This window comes from Streptomyces sp. NPDC058092, assembly GCF_042884935.1.
Classification (GTDB): Bacteria; Actinomycetota; Actinomycetes; order Streptomycetales; family Streptomycetaceae; genus Streptomyces.
In genome coordinates this window covers 130,418-147,617 of record NZ_JBHVSY010000019.1, presented here as the reverse complement: position 1 = coordinate 147,617, position 17,200 = coordinate 130,418, and the positions used below count along the sequence as shown (strand labels likewise).

The following is a 17,200-nucleotide window of genomic DNA, read 5'->3' as shown; positions in this document are numbered from 1 at the left end:
TCGCGCGGCGGCGGGCGCGGTAGGGGGCCGGTGAGAGCTCTGGGCTGCTGCTGGGCCGGGTACTGGGGTGCGGGCGGCCGCCACACCGGGCGGGTGCGGCGGCCGTGGGTGGGATCGGCTCGGCGGTTCGAGTCAGTCGGCCCGGAGCAGGCTGTGCAGCTCGGCGGCGTCGATGACGTGGGCCCGTGAGGGGAAGACTTGATGGAGCAGGACGTCGTGGACTTCGGTGTCGGGGTCGGCGACGCAGTCGGACAGGACGTAGAGCTGGTAGTCGCGGTCGGCCGCGTCGATGGCGGTGGACAGGACGACGCCGCTGGTACTGATGCCGGAGACGACCAGAGTGGTGATGCCGCGCTCGCGTAGCTGCTGGTCGAGGTCGGTGGTGGATATGCCGCCGTAGCGGATCTTGCGCACCGTGATGTCGCCGTCCTGGGGGGCCAGGCGATCGTGGATGGCAGCGGCAGGGTCCTCGTGGTGCATGACACGGTGCTGGGCCACCGGGGCGAAGGACTTGTTGGTGGCAGGGATCGCGTCCCAGTCGGCCTCGGTGAAGCCGACGCGGACGTAGGCGATGGTGCCGCCGTTGGCACGAACGTCGGCGATGGCCCCTTCCACGCGGCCGATCAGGGCTTCGCAGTCCCCGCCTTCGGGCAAAAGGGCCAGGATCCCGGGCTGGTAGTCCATGACGAGAAGAGCAGTGTGCGCGGGGTCGAGTGCGGGGGCAGTGCTCACGTGAGTGTTCTCCTTGCTCGGTGGTGCCTGGTCGGCGCGGACACGAATCGGCGGACCAGCTGCGGCCGGCGGGGCTTCATTGGCGAGTTGCGGTGTGTCATGTGTGGCTACGGGCCGGTTGCGGCTCGTGCTGTGGCGTGTGGTCGTGTCGGGGGAGCAGCAGCGGGGTCGCCAGCAGGAGCACGCCGGCCAGGCCGATGGCCGTACGCGGGCCGAGCAGGCTGCCCAGCACGCCCCAGACGGCTGTCAGGAGCGCGGTCGTGGCCTTGGTCGTCACCGCCCATGCGGACAGCGTGCGGACGACCCGGTCGGTCGCGGTGCGCTCGAGGCGGTAGGTGGTGTAGACGGGGTTGAAGACCCCGCAGCAGAAGATGAGCCCGAGCTCGACGCCGATCACCAGCAGCAGCCCTCCGGTGCCCGGCCCCAGGAAGGCCAGGCCGACGGGCCAGATCGCGCGCAGCGCCCCGGCCGTGACGAGGACCTGGTGCTGTCCGAACCTGGTGACGAGCGGTCGGGCCAGCCGCGAACCGAGCAGCCCGCCGATCGAGGGCGCGGCGAAGGCGAGGCCGTACTGCCACGGTGCGAACCCGAGTCGGTCGAGCATCAGGACGGCCAGCAGCGGCTGGGCGGCCATCACCAGGCCGTTGAACAAGGCGGTGTTGAAGAACAGCGGTCGCAGCGTCGCGTCGGCGAGGATGTACCGCCAACCGTCGAGCAGGTCCCCGGCCCGGATGCGTGCGGCCTCCCGGCGCTCGGGCCGCGGTTCGTGCCCGCCCGTCGCGCGGATGCCCAGGGCCGAGAGCAGGTAGCTGACCGCGTCGGCCACCAGCGTCGCCACCGGACCCAGGAGCCCGATCGCCGCGCCGCCCAGCGGCGGTCCGATGATCGTGGTCGTCCAGGCCGTGGACTCGAATCGGGCGTTGGCGACGAGCAGGTCCTCGGGCGGCAGCAGCGTCTTCAGGTACGCGCCGGAGGCGGCGCGGAAGGTGATGTCGGCCGCCGCGACGACGACCGAGACCAGCAGGAGCTGAAGGAAGGTGAGTACGCCGAGTGCGAACGCGACGGGGATCGTCAGCAGCGCCGCGAACCGCACCAGGTCCGTCGCGATCAGCACCGGCCGCTTGCGGCGGAACTCCACCCACGGGCCGAGCGGCACCGCCACGGCCGCGCCCACGGCAGCCCCCACGGAGGAGAGCGCGGCGACCTCGGCCGGTCCGGCGTGCAGCACCTGGATGGCGATCAGCGGGAACGCGCCGAAGGCGAGCCACGTGCCGAGCGCGCTGGTCCCGTACGCTCCCCAGAGCCACCCGAACTGCCGCCCCAGCCGATGTCCGAGCAGATGTCCCAGCCAGTGCCCGCTCCGCATGCCCGCCGCCCCTCGTCACTCACCCGTACAACCGATCCGCGATCGGAAGTATCAAAGCGAGCACCACACCCGGGGATCAAACAACCACAGGACCACCTGGCCACAACCAACGGTTGTACCCATAGGGTGTCGGCATGGACCTCCACACCGTCCGGACCTTCGTCGCCGCCGCCGACGCGGGGCAGTTCCAGGAGGCCGCCGCCGAGCTCGCGGTCACCCAGCAGGCCGTCTCCAAGCGCATCGCCGCGCTGGAGCGCAACCTCGGCGTGCGGCTGTTCACCCGCACCGCGCGCGGCGCCGAGCTCACCATCGACGGGCAGGCGTTCCTGCCCCACGCGCGCGAGCTGCTGCGTGTCGCCGAGCGCGCGGTCGCGTCCGTGCGCACCGGCCGCCGCCCGCTGCGCGTCGACGTGATCGCCTCGCGCAGCGCGCAGTCGGGCCTGATGCGCGGCTTCCATCGCGCGCACCCCGACATCGAGCTCGACGTGGTGATGCTGTTCGACATCGAGACGGCCATCGCCGCCATCCGCTCCGGTGCGATCGACGCGTCCTTCCGCGCCGTCGCCGCGCCCGGCCGGCCCCTTCCCGAGGACATCGAGTCCGCCCGGGTGCTCGACGAGCCGCTCCAGCTCCTCACCGGACCCGCCCACGCGCTGGCGGGCGCCCGGTCGGTGCCCCTCGCTCAGCTCGCCGGGCACCGGATCTGGATGCCCGGCATCGTCCCCGGTACCGAATGGGCCGCCTACTATGACGACCTCGTCGCCGAGTTCGGCCTCACCATCGAGGCGACCGGCCCCAACTTCGGCTCCGACGCGCTCCTCGACACCATCGCCGACACCCCGGCCCTGGCCACCTTCATGGGCGGGCAGACCCGCCTCATCTGGCCCGCCGGCCACGGCCTGCGCCGCATCCCGGTGACCGACCCGATGCCCGTCTACCCGCACTCGCTCCTCTGGCACCGCGACAACCCCCACCCAGCGCTGGCCACGCTCCGCGCCCACCTCGCGGGCACAGCGGCCGGCCGCGACGCCGCCGGGACCTGGGTGCCGGGCTGGGTGATTCCGCGCTGAAAGCCGCCGCGTCTGCGATCACCGTGGCCGGATCGACGGACGGTGGCTCGGGGGCAGGCGTGGCCATCGGCACACTCCGGCTCTCCCCCTCCGTGTGCCTCATATGCCTTGACGGTGATCAAGGCTGGGAACTGCCGATTCAGCGAGGTCCCAGCCCGTGCCCGGCACTCCGCCGACGACCGTGTGCTCATCGAGCAGGGCGCGGGCTCGGCCGTACGACAGCCGGGCGAGCCCGGTGTCCGGGCAGACGTCGCGCGGGCTGGCGACTTTGCCGGGCCCCGGCTTGCGGTGGGTGGTGAACACCGGCCCCCGGGCACGGCCCTTGATCAGCCTGGGGAGCAGGCGGGCGGTGCCGGCGTCCCAGAACACGGTCTCCGGCACGAAGTCCTCGCGCGGGGCGCCGCGGTGGCGGGTGCGGGGTCCCCTCAAGCCCCCCCCGTGCCCGACGACCCGACCCTGCTGCTCGTCAACGCCGGGATGAACCAGTTCAAGCCGTACTTCCTGGGCGAAACCACCCAGCCCTTCCTTGCGCCACCAGCATCCGGAAGTGCGTGGCGGCGGGGACCTGCCTGGCGAGGGCGAGGCCTTCGTCGCCCCGGTAGCGGTCGGTGGCGTGCTCCGGCAGCCGGTCGGCGGGGCTTCACGGCGCGGCGCCCTCCCGCGGTTTCACGCCGGACACCCCGTACAGGATCTTCGTGAACGTGCCGCTGCGCATGCGCACGTCGTACCCGCGTCCCAGGGATCAGGGGACGAGGTCGCGGACGTGGGGCACGACCCCGAAGACGTCGACAGGTACACCGTGGGCCGCGCACGCCTCGACGAGCCGGTGGGGGGCGATGAAGAAGCGGTGGTCGTGGGTGCCCTTGGGTGCGGCCCAGGTCAGGGGAAGGCCCTCGCCCAGGGTGATGACGGAGAGCCGCGCCAGGAAGGTGTTCGAGATGGTGTCCATCACGAGGGTGCCGCCGGGCTTGAGCAGCCGGCAGCACTCGGCCACCACGTCGAAGGGGCGCGCGACGTGTTCCAGGCAGTATCCGGCCACCACGACGTCCGCACAGCCGTCGGGCAGCGGAATGTCGTGGATGTCGTGGATGAGGACCTCGTCGATGCCGTGCCGCAGGGCCACCTCCGCGCTCCTGGTGGACACGTCCACGCCGATGTGGCGGTAGCCCTTGTCCCTGATGTGCGAGTGGAGCAGCCCTCCGCCGCAGGCCACGTCGAGGAGCACGGCGCCGGGGCGGCTCGCCGGGGGGACGTGCTCGGCGCCGGCACGCGCGCCCCAGTGCAGGATGGCGAGCGAGCCCCGGCGCTGCCACCACAGGGACGACCAGGTGTCGTATTCGGCGGGCTCGGGCACATTTGGGGCCCCGGTGGTCGTACGGGTCTCGGGGGTGGTGGTCACCGTCGTCCCTCCTGTTCCTCCGGTACGGCTGTGGGCGGCACGGCCCGGGTGCGGTCCGTGGGCCCGGTGGCGCCCAGTAGGTCGCTTCCGAATATGGGCTCCTCAGGGCGTACGGACTCGGTGCGGCGTGCGTGCAGGGCGATCGCCCAGAGCGCGTACGCGTCGGTGCGGACGTCCGTGAGGGGGTGGGCGGAGGCCGGGTGCTCCACCGGGTCGGTCCAGCCGCCGTCCTTGCTCTGGTGGCGCAGCAGGAAGGCGACGGCCGCGTCGATGCGCGGCGTGTCGAGGACCCCGGTGGTGTGGGCGGCGACGACGCACCGGGCCGTCTGCACCACCGTGCTCGGGCCGCTCACCCGTTCGGTTGTGCCCGGGGCGGACAAGGCGTCGTCGCCCCAGCCGCCCTCTGGGTTCTGCTGCTGGCGGCCCACAGGGCCAGCACGCAGACGGCCGTACCGGGCCGGCCGCCGCCCCACCTCCCGTCGCTTTCCTGCCCGTCGAGAAGCCGGTGCTCCGCCTCACGCAACGCCTTGCGGCGCAGCGGGCGCGGGGAGTGCCGGCCGAGGGCGTGGGCGGTGCGGAGCACGGCGGTGGCCGCGGCCTCACGGAGGGCGGGGCGCGTGCTCCTCCCGACGTGCAGCGGGGCGGTGTCGATGGGGAGTTTGCGTACGGGGCGCACGGAGCCCAGGACGCCGACGGCGGCGGCGAGCGCGCGGGCCGGGGAGTCGAAGCCGTCGACGGCGCCGGTGGCCCAGGAGGGCAGGAGGAGCAGTTCCGGGGGCATGGGCACGGTCCTGTCCCAGCCGACGGCTCCGGTGAACGCCAGCCAGAAGCGTGCGGGTTCCGTGCCGGCGGCGTCGATGCCGCCGTGCCGCCGGGTGAACCGTGCGGCGTGGTCGAGACGTTCGCGGTCCTCGGCGTGACCGATGAGCTGCAGCGCGACGTGGGTGAGCACGGTGCAGGAGAGGTCGGAGGGCCCGTCCGCGCGGAGGGGGAAACCTCCGTCGTCGTTCTGCCGTCCGACGATCCAGTCGTGCTGCTCCGCGACCCGGACCGGATCGACGGCGTCGAGGAGGTGGTGCACGAGGACGTCAATGGCCTCCCACCGGGTGGTGCCCGCCGCGACGACCCCGGTCCAGCCGCCCTCCTTGTCGTGCTGGGCGGTGCGTGCGGCGGCGAGGGCCGCGTGCACGCTCCGTTCGCCCTCGCCCGGGTCCGTCCGCCTCCCCGTCATCGGTCGCCGCCGTTCGGTATGCCGTGGTTCTTCCCGCCGTGTACCACCGGGCCTGCGGCCTGCAGGTGTTTCGTCACGGACGCGGGTGTCGTCCGGGGGAGGGCGGGCTTCCGGCGGAAGCACGGTTCGTCGAGGTGGGGGGCGGCGACCCGCGGGGCCGCCGGGGCGTGCGCGGGTGGTGCGTCGACGGTGACACGGTGGGTCGCGGTGTCTTCGGTGGCGGCGTCCACAGTCGGGCGGCCTCCCTGTTCGTTGTGTGCGGAAGTGGTCTCGTGGGGTGCGGGGACAGTCACGGCGCCGGGGCGTGTATGGCGCTGGGCGGACCGTTCGGAACGGTCGTCGTACGTCCGGACCGCGTACCGGACGCGGCACGGCAAGGGGCGGCGGAGAGCGCGCGGGCGAGGGCCCCGGGTCCGCGCTCCCGGCCGGTGTTCCGGGTCCGGTGGCTCATCGGATCCGGGAGCGGCGGTTCACCAGATGACGGGAAGATGTTCGGGCCCGCGGAAGAGCAGACCGGTCGTCCATTCCACGGTGTCGGGCTCGCAGGCGAGCCGGATGTCGGGCATCCGTTTCAGCAACAGGCCAAGTGCTACCTGGAGTTCCATGCGGGCAAGGGGCGCGCCGGTGCAGTGGTGCGGGCCGTGGCCGAAGGCCAGGTGGCGGGCAGCGGGGCGGGTGAGGTCGAGGCGGTCGGGTTCGTCGAAGACGTCCGGGTCGCGGTTGGCGGCGTTGGTGGAGGTCAGCACGGGCCGGCCTGCAGGTACGGTGCCACCGCCGAGCTCGACGTCGGCCGTGGCGTAGCGCGGGTAGGCGGCCGAGACGGTCAGCGGGGTGAACCTGAGCAGTTCCTCGACGGCGTTGGGGAGCAGTGCGGGCCGCTCCCTGAGGAGTGCCAACTGGTCGGCCACCCCAGGTGGTATCGCAATCTGCTGGCCAACCCGGACGCGGTCCTGCGCGTCGGCGACCGGGTGCGGGCGGTGCGGGCGCGCGTGCTGGACGCGGACGAGCGGGCCGCGTCGTGGCGGCACGTCGTGCGCAGCTTCAAGGGCTACGCGGAGTACCAACGTCGCACCACACGGGAAATCCCCCTGGTGCGGCTGTCCCCGCAACCGGAGCACGACTGAGGTGCCCGTCCCGGTAGAACCCCCCGTCCCCCCCGTCCACGCGGGTCAGGCGCTGTACACGCGCTCGTTCCTGCGCGCATACGACACCCTCGTGTACCGCGTCAACTCCCCGCTCACCTGGCGCTGCCCACGCTCCGCTTTGTCGCCCTCCTCCGCATGCATCTCGACGCGCCGGCCCCCGCTCACCAGCAGAAAAGGCGAGCGGGCCCCCTGACGCGGCCTGATCCGCCAGACAGGCCCCAGCTGATCCCGGTATGCCCCCCGTATCGGACTTCAGCGCCGCGCCAGCGCCAGCACGCTCAGTCCGAACATCAGGACGCCCAGGGGGAGATGGACCGACGGTATGTGCGCGATGCCGAGCACGACCTGGACCGAGGCGAGGACAAGGAAGCCGGACGCGTGCCAGACGGGCCGGGGCGAGCCGCCGCCCGGCTTCCACGCCAGCACCGCCGCGAGCACATACAGCATCGACGCCCCGTACATCACGCGGGCTCCGACACTGTGCAGCCGCTCGAAGGCGGTGCGCGCATCGCCCAGTACATGGTCGCCATCGCCGACAAGGCTCCGGGGCTCGAACTCCTGGAGCGGTCGGTCAACGGTGTGCCGGGCCTGGTGGCCCAGCGTGCCGGCGCCGTCATGACCGTAGCCTCGTTCGATGTCGCCGACGGCCGCGTCACCCGGATCTGGGCGGTCCGCAATCCGGAGAAGTTGCGGCCGTGGGTGCGGGACGGCTAGGTCCTGTCCGGTGAGTCGCGCAGAGGGCGTTCATGGATGCGGAGTAAGGCATTGGCGGGTGAGCGCGGCGGTGGACGAGCTGGGCGAGCCGCTGAACACACGGCACCCCCGCGAGCACGCCTACCGGCTCATGCGTGAGCCGGAGATGCGACGGGTGCGGCTCTACGACGCGCGGCACTCGTGCCTCGGCTACCTCGCCGTGAACGGTGTGCCGGACGTCGTCCTGGCCGCCTGGGCGGGGCACCCGAACGCGGTCTTCACGAAGGCCGAGTACGTCCACGTGGAAGTCGAAGACCTGCGGACGGCCGCGGCCGCGTGGGACGCTTTCCATGGGGCCGAGCCGACCGGCAGTGAGAATCTGTGCGAGACGATCAGTAATTGATCTACTGAAAGCGCTTTGACCCGGGTCTATCCGTTCGCGTGTAGAACAGTGTCCAATTCTGCTGGCAGTTTGTGCAGGCCGGTGCCGCGGTCCGGATTGTGGGTTGCTACGAGAGCGGAGGCGTGTCCACCCGGCGCCAGGTCGCCACGGGGCCGGGGTCGCGGACGTCCTCGGGGGTGACCCAGAATGCCCTCCCCAGTTCCGCGCTGTACTGCGCGCCTGTCCGCCAGTCCCCGGACGAGCGGCCGGTCAGACGGCGGCCGATCCACGGCATCAGGTGCCGGCGGGCGAAGCGGAGGTCTTCGACGCGTCGTATCGCCCATCCCGGGGGCACGGAGGTCGGGAGCGGCGTCCGCCAGTCGCTCTCGGGCGGCAGCCCCAGCGTCTGCCAGACCGCCTCCGCCACCCTGTGGTGCCCGTCGGCCGTCAGATGGAGCCGGTCGACGTCCCACAGCCGGGGATCGCCCAGGGCCGGTGCCCCGTACAGATCGACGACCAATGCACCGTGGCGGACCGCCAACTCGTCGACCAGGGAGAGCAACTCCTCCATCCGCGGCCGGAAGCGTTCCATCACCGGGCCGTTGCGACCGGGGCTGCGCATCAGCACAAGCTTCTTGCACGAGGGCGCGAGACGTTCCACGGCCTCTTCGAGCCGTCCGCGGACCATGCCCATGTCGCACTTGGGTCGCAGCGTGTCGTTGAGACCGCCGACGAGCGTGACGACATCCGCCCGCATGGCGGCCGCCGCATCGACCTGCTCGTCGACGATCTGGCCTATCAGCTTGCCCCTTACGGCGAGATTCGCGTAGCGGAATCCTGGCGTACGGTCCGCGAGCCGTCCGGCGAGAACATCGGCCCAGCCCCGGTACGAGCCGTCGGGCAGCAGGTCCGACATGCCCTCGGTGAACGAGTCGCCGACCGCGACAAGACTGGTGTAGGAGGCATTCATTTCCATGACGGTGCGATCGTATCGCGGTGCCCTCAAACGCTTCCGGGCGACGTGGGCCGGGCACGAGACATGGACAGTGAGCTGCGAGGGGCCGCGTCCTCAGCCGCTCAGGGGCAGGACGGTGACGTAGCACACACCCGCCTTCGGGACCGTCAGCCTGACCGAGTCGGATGACCGCGGAGACTTCCATGCGAGACGCCCGCTCCATGAGAGACGGCTCTCCCGCGACCGGCGGCCCCTCCCGTGAGCTGGGGTCCTTCCGCGGGACGGGGCGCGGCCGGGCCCGCGCGGAACCCCGCCCGGCTCGCCCCCACCGCCCCCGTTCACCGGTCAGCGTGCCTGCGGCCGGCCCACCAGTTCCCGCAGCACGTCCTCCATCGTGACCAGCCCGGCCAGTCGACCGTCCTCGTCGAGCACCGCCGCAAGGTGCGTACGGCTGCGCCGCAGCGCGGTCAGTACGTCGTCGAGCGGCGTGGCGGCCCGCACCCGGGCGATCGGCCGCATCGCCGTGACCGGGAACGGCACATCGCGCGGTGTGGCGTCCAAGGCGTCCTTCACATGGAGGTAGCCCAGGATCCGCTCCTCGCTGTCCATCACCGGAAAGCGCGAGAAACCGGTCTCGTACGAGAGCTGTTCCAACTGCTCCGGCGTCGTCCCGATCCGCGCGTACACCACCCGCTCCACCGGCAGCACCACATCCTGCACGGGGCGCCGGCCCAGCTCAAGAGCGTGGTGCAGTCGTTCGGCCGCGCGGTCGTCGACCAGCCCCGCGTCCCCGGCGTCCTTCACCAGCCGGGCCAGTTCGTCGTCGGAGAACGTGGCGGACACCTCGTCCTTCGTTTCGACCCGCAGGAGCTTCAGCAGCGCGTTGGCGAAGGCGTTGATCGCGAAGATCACCGGACGCAGCGCCCTGGCGAGAGTCACCAGCGGCGGTCCGAGCAGCAGCGCGGTCCGTACCGGCTCGGCCAACGCGATGTTCTTCGGCACCATTTCGCCGAGCAGCATGTGCAGATACGTCGCCAAGGACAGTGCGATCACGAATGAGATCGGGTGGATCAGTCCGTGTGGCATGCCCACCGCGTCGAAGACGGGCTCCAGCAGATGTGCGATGGCCGGTTCGGCGACGATGCCGAGGACCAGCGTGCACAGGGTGATGCCCAGCTGCGCCGCCGCGAGCAGCGCCGATACGTGTTCGAGGCCCCAGACGACGCTGCGCGCCCGCCGGTTCCCGGCCTCGGCCTCGGGCTCGACCTGGCTGCGGCGTACGGAGATCAGCGCGAACTCCGCGCCGACGAAGAAGGCGTTGACGACCAGGGTCATCGCTCCGATGAAGAGCTGGACGGCGATCATCGTGCGTCCTCCGTCCGCTCGTCGCAGTCGCCGGGCAGCGGCGCATGCAGCAGGGCCCGCGCGGCACGGCGCCCGGAGGCGTCCACCACATCGACCCGCCAGCCGGCCAGCTCGAACGAATCACCCACGGCAGGTATGCGGCCGACCTCGGTGGCGACGAGTCCGGCGAGCGTCTCGTACGGTCCGTCCGGCACCCGCAGTCCGATCCTCTTCAGCTGGTCGATGCGGGCGGCGCCGTCGGCCGACCACAGGGTCCGGCCGTCGGCGTCCTCGCCGGCCGGTGCCAGGTCCGGTGTCTCGTGCGGGTCGTGCTCGTCGCGCACCTCGCCGACCACCTCCTCGACGATGTCCTCCAGAGTGACGACGCCGGCCGTGCCGCCGTACTCGTCGATGACGACGGCCATGGCGAGCTTGCCGGACAGCCGGTCCAGGAGCCGGTCCACGGTGAGGGTTTCCGGTACGAGCAGGGGTTCGCGCAGCATCTCCGAGACGCGGGTCCGGGGCCGCTGCTCGGCCGGAACGGCCAGCACGTCCTTGATGTGGGCCACACCGACGACGGTGTCGAGGCTGCCGCGGTAGACGGGGAAGCGGGACAGGCCGGTCGCCCGGGTGGCGTTCGCGACGTCCTCGGCGGTCGCCTGCACCTCCAGCGCGGTGACCTGCACCCGCGGCGTCATGACGTTCTCCGCCGTCAGCTCCGCGAGGTTGAGCGTGCGGACGAACAGCTCCGCGGTGTCCGCCTCCAGTGCGCCTGCCTTCGCCGAGTGCCGGGCCAGCGCCACCAGCTCCTGCGGGCTGCGCGCGGAGGCCAGTTCCTCGGTGGGCTCCAGGCCGAGGCGGCGCAGGATCCGGTTCGCGGTGTTGTTGAGGTGGCTGATGAACGGCCGGAATACGGCGGTGAAGGCCCGTTGCGGGGTCGCCACGGCCTTCGCCATGGCGAGCGGGGAGGAGATGGCCCAGTTCTTCGGGACGAGTTCGCCGACGACCATCAGGAACACGGTGGACAGGGCGGTTCCCAGGACGAGGGCGACGGAGGACGCCACGCTCGGGGACAGGCCCACGGCCTCCACCGGACCGCGGATCAGCTTCGCGATGGACGATTCGGAGAGCATGCCGACCACCAGGTTGGTGACGGTGATGCCGAGCTGTGCGCCGGAGAGCTGGAAGGTGAGGCTGCGTACCGCCTTCATCGCGCTCGCCGCGCCGCGCTCACCCCGCTCCACGGCCCGTTCGAGCTGGCCGCGCTCGACGGTCGTCAGAGAGAATTCGGCCGCGACGAAGGCGCCGCAGGCGAGCGAGAGCAGCACCGCCACGAGCAGCAGAAGCACTTCGGTCATCGGTTCACCTCCGTCCCATGATCGGACAGGGGCGGGAGGATTGCTCGATGCCGGAGCTGTTGACTACTGGGGGGCTCGCCCATGGGCGGACGCTCACACCTTTCGGAGGGATCGGTCAGGAGTCCGTCCATCGTAAAGGATCGGCAAAGAAGGTTGCTCTTTTCGGGTGATCATCGCTTCAGTCCGTGAGGGGTTTCACCCAACGGCTCCACTGCGGCTCGGGCCCATAGCCCGCGGCGCGCCAGGCGTGCTGCGCCAGTTCATTGCGGTCGAGCACCATCGCGTCGCCACGTCGCCCGCCCAACCGTACGAAGCGTTCCTCCGCGGCGGCGAGCAGTGCGCTGCCGACACCTCGGCGCCGTCGGTCGGGATGGACCGCGAGCCGGTACAGGTGGCACCGCCAGCCGTCGAACCCGGCGATCACCGTTCCGGCGAGTACGCCGTCGGACTCGGCGAGGATCAGCGCCTGCGGATCACGGGCGACGAGCCGCTCGACCCCGTCCCGGTCGTCGCTGATGCTGGTTCCCTCGGCCGCCACCTTCCAGAAGGCGAGGACGGAGTCGAGGTCGGGCGGGTGTCGCGGCCCGTACGACGAGGTCGTGCATGTCGGCATCGAGGTCGTTCATGCCGGGATCCCATCACCGGGACGGCGGGAGCGACGAACGAATTCCACCATGTGGTCACGGACGGCCGGGTCAGCACACACGACCGCGTAGGCACGGACGACCGGTGCGGTCAACGGCGACCGGTGCGGTCACGCACGACCGGTGTACGGGGCATCGTAAGGCTCCTCTTGCTGGTGCTAGCACGCCCGCGCTAGCGTGTTGCCGTGCCCAAGACTCAGCTGAACGTGAGAGTGGACGAGGCTACCGCCGAGGCCGCGCGACAGCGCGCGCTGCAGAGGGGGATGAGCGTGAACCGCTACATAGAGGAACTCGTGAAGCAGGATGCCGGCGAGGTCGGACACACCTTTGTCGAAGCTGCGGCCGACTTCATGAAGCAGTACGAGTCGGTGTTCGCCGAGGAGTTCGGCCCGGAGCGCAAAGGCACGCGTTGAATCTCCAGATCGACCTTTCCTGGCTGCTCATGGTGGCCGAGCACAAGACCCCCGGCGATCCGCAGGTCGTCGACTGGGGTGCGCTCGTGGCCGCGGTGGCCCGCCATGAGGCCGAGATCTTCGGCAGCCCTGTCTACAGCGACCCGCACTCCAGGGCCGCGGCCCTTCTGCAGTTGCTGCTCCATGTCCCCGCGCTCGAACACTCCAACGCGATGTTCTCCTCGGCTGTCGCGTACGGCTATCTCGTCGCCTCCGGGCTGAAGGTCATCACCTCGCCCGAGCAGGTGCGTGACCTGGCCCGACTGGTGAAGGAGGGCAAGGCGGACGTCCGGGCCATCGCCGACGAACTGCGCCAGTGGAGTCTGTGAGGTCTCCGGCCCGCGGGACGTTTCCGGTGCGCGCGGTGGGCTGCGCGGCGGTGAACCGAAGGGTCAGTCCACCACGGTCGGCCGCCGGGCCACGCCCAGCACGCAGTCGGACGTGGGCAGCCGGATTCCCCAGTCCGGCATCCTGACCCGCCGGTAGGTCTCCACCGTGAACCCGGCCCTCTCGATGGCGGCCAGGGTGTCGCGCGCCGTGTGACACCCGCCCGTCAGCAGCGGCCAGACCGTACGGTCCAGTGCCCGCTGGGTCGCTGCCATCACCCGGTCATCGGCTCGCACATGCTCGAAGAAGCGCAGCTCGGCGCCGGGCCGCAGCACCCGCACGATCTCCGTGAGCGATCGCTCCACATTCCGTACGGTGCACAGCACCAGCGAGGTGACCGCCCCGTCGAACGCCTCGCTCTTCACCGGCAGGGCCTCCGCCGTGCCCGGCACCACATCCACCGGCATTCCGGCACGCAGTGCCGACGCCACCGCCAACTGCCGCAGGCTGCGCTCGGGTTCGATGGCCACCACCTCCGATACCGCGGGCGGGTAGTGCGCGAAGTTCAGGCCGTTGCCCGCGCCTATGTCGATGACCCGGCCCGACAGACCGGCCAACAGCTCCGAGCGCACCGCGGCCAGCCCCGCCCCGGTCTCCGCCGCCACGCTCATCCGGGCGTAGATCCGGGCGAAGACGGGGTGGTGCACCGCGTCCTCCGGGATTTTCGTGCTGCGAAGACGCATGACGCGCATGACGGACCTCCTCGACACGGCACTCGACCCGCAAGGTACGGCTACTTCGATTCTCCCCCGTCACGCACGGCTCAGCCGCTCATCCGGGGGCCGGTTCCCGCCCAGCTCCGCAGCCAGCCAACTCCCGGCCCGCGCACGGAAAACGGCCGGCTCCAGCGCCCCCGCACCCGCCGGCACGGCGCCCAGCAGCGGGGCACCCGCCGCCACCGGAAGGTCCGACAGATTGCACCGCGCCGCGAGGTCCGGCTCGGCGGGCATGCTGCCCACCACCACGCCGAGGCACTCCAGCCCCCGGGCCCGCAGGGCCTCCGAGGTCAGCGCGGTGACATTGAGCGTGCCCAGTCCCGCCTGCGTCACGACCAGAACCGGTGCGGCCAGCAGCCGGGCCGCGTCGGCGAGGGTCGCGCCCTCGTCGTCGAACCGCACGAGCAGCCCGCCCGCACCCTCGACCAGCACCAGATCGTATTCGGCCGCCAGCTTCTCGGCCGCCTCGGCGATCTCGTACGTCCGTACCGGTGGGAGACCGGCCCTGCGGGCGGCCGTGGCCGGGGCCAACGGCTCCGGGAACCGGGCCAGTTCGACCGCGGTCACATGGCCGCCCGCCAGCCGTACGACCTCGGCGGCATCCCCGTGCTCGCCGGGGGCCAGCCCTGTCTGCGCGGGCTTGAGCACCGCGACGCGGCGATCCCGGTACGCCGCCGCCACGGCCGCGGTCACCACCGTCTTGCCGATCTCCGTGCCCGTACCCGACACCATCAGAACCGTCATCTCAGCCCTCCCGCGCAGCCGCGGACACCGCGCGGCAGATCCGCGCCACATCGTCGTCATCGGTCACATACGGCGGCATCGTGTAGACGAGATCGCGGAACGGCCGCAGCCACACACCCTCCCGTACCGCCGCCCGGGTCGCGGCCGCCATGTCCACCTCGTGGTCGAGCTGTACGACGCCGATCGCGCCCAGCACCCGCACCTCTCGCACGCCGGGCAGCTCCGCCGCCGGGGCGAGACCTTCCCGCAGCCCCGTACCGATCCGCCGGACCTCCCGCTCCCAGTCCTGGCCGAGCAGCAGGTCGATCGAGGCGCACGCCACGGCGGAGGCGAGCGGATTGCCCATGAACGTCGGTCCGTGTGCCAGCACCGGCACGTCGCCGCGCGAGATGCCCTCCGCCACCCGAGAGGTGCACAGCGTCGCCGCCATCGTCAGATAGCCGCCGGTCAGCGCCTTGCCCACGCACATGACATCGGGCGAGACCCCCGCGTGCCCGGCGGCGAACAGCTTCCCCGTACGGCCGAAACCGGTGGCGATCTCGTCGAACACCAGCAGCACGTCATGCGCGTCGCACGCCTCGCGCAGCACCCGCAGATAGGCGGGGGAGTGGAACCGCATGCCGCCCGCTCCCTGCACCACCGGCTCCACGATCACCGCGGCCAGCCGGTCGGCGTGCTCCGCGATCAGTTCTCGCAGATGGCGGGCGTACGCGGCATCCGGCTCCGCGTCGAAACCGGCCGGTGGCTCGTCCGCGAAGATCTGCCGGGGCAGCACGCCCGACCACAGCTCGTGCATGCCGCCCTCGGGGTCGCACACCGACATGGGCTGCCAGGTGTCCCCGTGGTAGCCGCCGCGCCAGGTCAGCAGCCGCTGCTTGGCCGGCCGCCCGGCCGAGCGCCAGTACTGCAGACACATCTTCACCGCGACCTCGACCGACACCGAACCCGAGTCGGCGAGGAAGACATGCCGCAGCGGCTCCGGGGTGATCTCGACCAGCCGGGTGGCCAGCCGCACGGCGGGCTCATGGGTGAGCCCGCCGAACATCACATGGCTCATCCGGTCCAGCTGATCGCGTGCCGCCTCGTTGAGCACCGGGTGGTTGTAGCCGTGCACCGCCGACCACCACGACGACATGCCGTCGACCAGCTCGTGCTGCCCGTGGGCCGGTTCGGCGAGCCGGAGTCGTACCCCGGACGCGGACTCCACGACCAGCGGCTCCTGACGTCCCGGCATGGGGCCGTACGGATGCCAGACGTGGGCCCGGTCCAGGGACCGCAGCTCGGCCGGGGCCAGGGCCTCAGGCATTGGGGGCGAGATCCGTGCCCGCACCGCGACGGCGCACCGCCACCAGATCCGTGCGCGCTGCCGGGACCTCGCCGGGTTCGGCCACGGCATCCCCGGGCGCGTCGCCGCACGGCGCGCACCCGCCGTCGTGCGAACCGCAGCCGGCACCCGCCGGCGCACGGTGCGCGGGCAGTGTCGTCGTCCCCGCTCCCTCCACCTCGAAACCGGCGTCCGCGATCATGTCCAGATCCGCCTGCCCCGCCTGCCCCTCACTGGTCAGGTAGTCGCCCAGGAAGACCGAGTTGACCAGGTGCAGGGCGAGCGGCTGCATCGAGCGCAGATGCACCTCGCGTCCGCCCGCGAGCCGGACCTCCACATCCGGGCAGACGAACCGGACCATGGCCAGAATGCGCAGGCACCGCTGCGGGGTGAGGTTCCACTCCTTGGCCAGCGGGGTTCCCTCGAACGGGATCAGGAAGTTCACCGGCACCGAGTCGGGGTCCAGCTCCCGCAGCGAGAAGACGACATCGACCAGATCGGCGTCGCTCTCGCCCATCCCGGCGATCAGCCCGGAGCACGCCGAGAGCCCGGCGGCCTGCGCCTGCTGCACGGTCTCCACCCGGTCCGCGTAGGTGTGGGTGGTGGTGATGTCCCCGTACGTCCCCTCGGACGTGTTGAGGTTGTGGTTGTACGCGTCGGCGCCCGCCGAACGCAGCCGGTCGGCCTGTCCGTCGGAGAGCAGACCCAGACAGGCGCACACCTCCACGCCTTCGTTCTGCTCCTTGATCGCCTCGATGGTCTCCGACACCCGGTCGACATCACGGTCCGTCGGTCCGCGACCGCTCGCCACCAGACACACCCGCTTGGCGCCACCCGCCACGCCGGCCGCGGCGGCCTTCGACGCCTCATCCGGTTTCAGCCAGGTGTACTTGAGGATCTCGGCCTTCGAGCCGAGCCGCTGCGAGCAGTACGAGCAGTCCTCCGGGCAGAGTCCGGACTTGAGATTGACCAGATAGTTCAGTTTCACGCGCCGCCCGAACCACTGACGGCGCACCTTTCCGGCCGCGGCCACCACGTCGAGCAGATCGTCGTCCGGGGTCGCCAGTACGGCGAGTGCTTCTTCGCGGGTCGGCAGCTCGCGCCGCAGCCCCTTGTCCACCAGCGTGTTCAGGAGGTCCATGACGTTGATCCTGGCCTACGACACGGCCCGCAGCCAAGGAGGAACCGGACAACGGAGTTCGCCTCGGGTGTGTGTATTGCCACACCATGACCTGCTGCGCCCCCGGCTAGGGTCTGT

19 protein-coding genes and 5 pseudogenes are annotated in these 17,200 nt (G+C 71.4%); 7 read left to right on the top strand and 17 right to left on the bottom strand.

Going from position 1 to position 17,200, the window contains the following annotated elements:
• Window positions 1-132: 132 nt before the first annotated feature.
• The gene (locus tag ACFVV1_RS28160; RefSeq protein ID WP_389994581.1) at window positions 133-732 is read right to left on the bottom strand and encodes a cysteine hydrolase family protein; all 600 of its coding nucleotides are present in this window, start codon (window positions 730-732) and stop codon (window positions 133-135) included.
• Between the two features lie 97 nt (window positions 733-829).
• The gene (locus tag ACFVV1_RS28155) at window positions 830-2,098 is read right to left on the bottom strand and encodes an MFS transporter (protein ID WP_389994578.1); all 1,269 of its coding nucleotides are present in this window, start codon (window positions 2,096-2,098) and stop codon (window positions 830-832) included.
• A 134-nt stretch (window positions 2,099-2,232) separates the two neighbouring features.
• On the opposite strand from ACFVV1_RS28155, the gene ACFVV1_RS28150 reads away from it, so the two are divergent.
• Window positions 2,233-3,168: a LysR family transcriptional regulator gene (locus ACFVV1_RS28150; RefSeq protein WP_389994575.1), complete on the top strand. Its 936-nt coding sequence runs from the start codon at window positions 2,233-2,235 to the stop codon at window positions 3,166-3,168.
• 138 nt (window positions 3,169-3,306) lie between these two features.
• On the opposite strand, the pseudogene ACFVV1_RS28145 reads toward ACFVV1_RS28150, so the two are convergent.
• Window positions 3,307-3,585 (bottom strand): annotated as a pseudogene (locus ACFVV1_RS28145) (site-specific integrase); the annotation flags it as partial.
• Here ACFVV1_RS28145 and ACFVV1_RS28140 point away from each other — a divergent pair.
• Window positions 3,574-3,722 (top strand): annotated as a pseudogene (locus tag ACFVV1_RS28140) (alanine--tRNA ligase-related protein); the annotation flags it as partial. The pseudogenes ACFVV1_RS28145 and ACFVV1_RS28140 overlap by 12 nt on opposite strands.
• Window positions 3,723-3,910: 188 nt before the next feature.
• Here the strand turns inward: ACFVV1_RS28140 and ACFVV1_RS28135 are convergent.
• The 5 genes from ACFVV1_RS28135 to ACFVV1_RS28115 all read right to left on the bottom strand — a co-directional run bounded on the left by ACFVV1_RS28135 (window position 3,911) and on the right by ACFVV1_RS28115 (window position 6,706).
• The gene (locus ACFVV1_RS28135; RefSeq protein WP_389994574.1) at window positions 3,911-4,567 is read right to left on the bottom strand and encodes a methyltransferase domain-containing protein; all 657 of its coding nucleotides are present in this window, start codon (window positions 4,565-4,567) and stop codon (window positions 3,911-3,913) included.
• Window positions 4,564-4,995 (bottom strand): prenyltransferase/squalene oxidase repeat-containing protein, encoded by a 432-nt coding sequence (locus tag ACFVV1_RS28130; protein WP_389994572.1) that lies wholly within the window; start codon window positions 4,993-4,995, stop codon window positions 4,564-4,566. Before ACFVV1_RS28130 ends, ACFVV1_RS28135 begins: the two co-directional genes overlap by 4 nt.
• Window positions 4,917-5,798 carry a hypothetical protein gene (locus ACFVV1_RS28125; RefSeq protein WP_389994569.1) on the bottom strand — a complete coding sequence of 294 codons (882 nt, stop codon included), beginning with the start codon at window positions 5,796-5,798 and terminating at the stop codon, window positions 4,917-4,919. The genes ACFVV1_RS28130 and ACFVV1_RS28125 overlap by 79 nt, the downstream gene beginning before the upstream one ends.
• Window positions 5,795-6,028 (bottom strand): hypothetical protein, encoded by a 234-nt coding sequence (locus ACFVV1_RS28120; RefSeq protein WP_389994566.1) that lies wholly within the window; start codon window positions 6,026-6,028, stop codon window positions 5,795-5,797. The genes ACFVV1_RS28125 and ACFVV1_RS28120 overlap by 4 nt, the downstream gene beginning before the upstream one ends.
• Window positions 6,029-6,268: 240 nt before the next feature.
• On the bottom strand, window positions 6,269-6,706 hold the full coding sequence (locus tag ACFVV1_RS28115; protein ID WP_389994563.1) for a cytochrome P450: 438 nt from the start codon (window positions 6,704-6,706) through the stop codon (window positions 6,269-6,271).
• Here ACFVV1_RS28115 and ACFVV1_RS28110 point away from each other — a divergent pair.
• Complete coding sequence (locus ACFVV1_RS28110) at window positions 6,695-6,922, top strand: nitroreductase family deazaflavin-dependent oxidoreductase (protein WP_389994624.1); 228 nt, start codon at window positions 6,695-6,697, stop codon at window positions 6,920-6,922. The genes ACFVV1_RS28115 and ACFVV1_RS28110 overlap by 12 nt on opposite strands.
• Window positions 6,923-7,195: 273 nt before the next feature.
• Here the strand turns inward: ACFVV1_RS28110 and ACFVV1_RS28105 are convergent.
• A pseudogene (locus ACFVV1_RS28105) lies at window positions 7,196-7,435 on the bottom strand (hypothetical protein); the annotation flags it as partial.
• Here ACFVV1_RS28105 and ACFVV1_RS28100 point away from each other — a divergent pair.
• A pseudogene (locus ACFVV1_RS28100) lies at window positions 7,424-7,657 on the top strand (RNA polymerase subunit sigma-24); the annotation flags it as partial. The pseudogenes ACFVV1_RS28105 and ACFVV1_RS28100 overlap by 12 nt on opposite strands.
• Window positions 7,658-7,715: 58 nt before the next feature.
• Entirely contained in the window at window positions 7,716-8,039 is a 324-nt protein-coding gene (locus ACFVV1_RS28095; RefSeq protein WP_389994560.1) for a hypothetical protein, read from the top strand.
• A 106-nt stretch (window positions 8,040-8,145) separates the two neighbouring features.
• On the opposite strand, the gene ACFVV1_RS28090 is transcribed toward ACFVV1_RS28095, so the two are convergent.
• From ACFVV1_RS28090 to ACFVV1_RS28075, 4 genes and pseudogenes are all read right to left on the bottom strand, one after another.
• The gene (locus tag ACFVV1_RS28090) at window positions 8,146-8,994 is read right to left on the bottom strand and encodes an SGNH/GDSL hydrolase family protein (RefSeq protein WP_389994557.1); all 849 of its coding nucleotides are present in this window, start codon (window positions 8,992-8,994) and stop codon (window positions 8,146-8,148) included.
• Window positions 8,995-9,318: 324 nt separating this feature from the next.
• Window positions 9,319-10,338 (bottom strand): hemolysin family protein, encoded by a 1,020-nt coding sequence (locus ACFVV1_RS28085; RefSeq protein WP_389994555.1) that lies wholly within the window; start codon window positions 10,336-10,338, stop codon window positions 9,319-9,321.
• Window positions 10,335-11,675, bottom strand: coding sequence for a hemolysin family protein (locus ACFVV1_RS28080; protein ID WP_389994552.1), 1,341 nt, complete (start codon window positions 11,673-11,675; stop codon window positions 10,335-10,337). The genes ACFVV1_RS28085 and ACFVV1_RS28080 overlap by 4 nt, the downstream gene beginning before the upstream one ends.
• Before the next feature lie 178 nt (window positions 11,676-11,853).
• Window positions 11,854-12,280 (bottom strand): annotated as a pseudogene (locus ACFVV1_RS28075) (GNAT family N-acetyltransferase).
• A gap of 224 nt (window positions 12,281-12,504) precedes the next feature.
• On the opposite strand from ACFVV1_RS28075, the gene ACFVV1_RS28070 reads away from it, so the two are divergent.
• The gene (locus ACFVV1_RS28070) at window positions 12,505-12,732 is read left to right on the top strand and encodes a hypothetical protein (RefSeq protein WP_030921856.1); all 228 of its coding nucleotides are present in this window, start codon (window positions 12,505-12,507) and stop codon (window positions 12,730-12,732) included.
• Entirely contained in the window at window positions 12,729-13,100 is a 372-nt protein-coding gene (locus ACFVV1_RS28065) for a fic family toxin-antitoxin system, toxin component (RefSeq protein ID WP_093551070.1), read from the top strand. The genes ACFVV1_RS28070 and ACFVV1_RS28065 overlap by 4 nt, the downstream gene beginning before the upstream one ends.
• Before the next feature lie 63 nt (window positions 13,101-13,163).
• On the opposite strand, the gene ACFVV1_RS28060 is transcribed toward ACFVV1_RS28065, so the two are convergent.
• From ACFVV1_RS28060 to bioB, 4 genes are all read right to left on the bottom strand, one after another.
• Window positions 13,164-13,841, bottom strand: a complete 678-nt coding sequence (locus ACFVV1_RS28060) for a class I SAM-dependent methyltransferase (protein ID WP_389994621.1) — start codon at window positions 13,839-13,841, stop codon at window positions 13,164-13,166.
• A gap of 69 nt (window positions 13,842-13,910) precedes the next feature.
• Window positions 13,911-14,618, bottom strand: coding sequence for a dethiobiotin synthase (gene bioD, locus ACFVV1_RS28055; protein WP_389994549.1), 708 nt, complete (start codon window positions 14,616-14,618; stop codon window positions 13,911-13,913).
• Window position 14,619: 1 nt separating this feature from the next.
• Window positions 14,620-15,924 carry an adenosylmethionine--8-amino-7-oxononanoate transaminase gene (locus ACFVV1_RS28050; protein WP_389994546.1) on the bottom strand — a complete coding sequence of 435 codons (1,305 nt, stop codon included), beginning with the start codon at window positions 15,922-15,924 and terminating at the stop codon, window positions 14,620-14,622.
• A complete protein-coding gene (gene bioB / locus ACFVV1_RS28045; protein WP_389994543.1) occupies window positions 15,917-17,083 on the bottom strand; it encodes a biotin synthase BioB in 1,167 nt (388 codons plus the stop codon). The genes ACFVV1_RS28050 and bioB overlap by 8 nt, the downstream gene beginning before the upstream one ends.
• Between the last annotated feature and the right edge of the window lie 117 nt (window positions 17,084-17,200).

Excerpts from the sequence above, each read along its gene's own strand:
- bioD (WP_389994549.1), bottom strand. The coding sequence starts at position 14,618 with ATGACGGTTCTGATGGTGTCGGGTACGGGCACGGAGATCGGCAAGACG.
- ACFVV1_RS28155 (WP_389994578.1), bottom strand. The coding sequence starts at position 2,098 with ATGCGGAGCGGGCACTGGCTGGGACATCTGCTCGGACATCGGCTGGGG.
- ACFVV1_RS28050 (WP_389994546.1), bottom strand. The coding sequence starts at position 15,924 with ATGCCTGAGGCCCTGGCCCCGGCCGAGCTGCGGTCCCTGGACCGGGCC.
- ACFVV1_RS28060 (WP_389994621.1), bottom strand. The coding sequence starts at position 13,841 with ATGCGTCTTCGCAGCACGAAAATCCCGGAGGACGCGGTGCACCACCCC.
- ACFVV1_RS28080 (WP_389994552.1), bottom strand. The coding sequence starts at position 11,675 with ATGACCGAAGTGCTTCTGCTGCTCGTGGCGGTGCTGCTCTCGCTCGCC.
- ACFVV1_RS28125 (WP_389994569.1), bottom strand. The coding sequence starts at position 5,798 with ATGACGGGGAGGCGGACGGACCCGGGCGAGGGCGAACGGAGCGTGCAC.
- ACFVV1_RS28150 (WP_389994575.1), top strand. The coding sequence starts at position 2,233 with ATGGACCTCCACACCGTCCGGACCTTCGTCGCCGCCGCCGACGCGGGG.
- ACFVV1_RS28090 (WP_389994557.1), bottom strand. The coding sequence starts at position 8,994 with ATGGAAATGAATGCCTCCTACACCAGTCTTGTCGCGGTCGGCGACTCG.
- bioB (WP_389994543.1), bottom strand. The coding sequence starts at position 17,083 with ATGGACCTCCTGAACACGCTGGTGGACAAGGGGCTGCGGCGCGAGCTG.
- ACFVV1_RS28085 (WP_389994555.1), bottom strand. The coding sequence starts at position 10,338 with ATGATCGCCGTCCAGCTCTTCATCGGAGCGATGACCCTGGTCGTCAAC.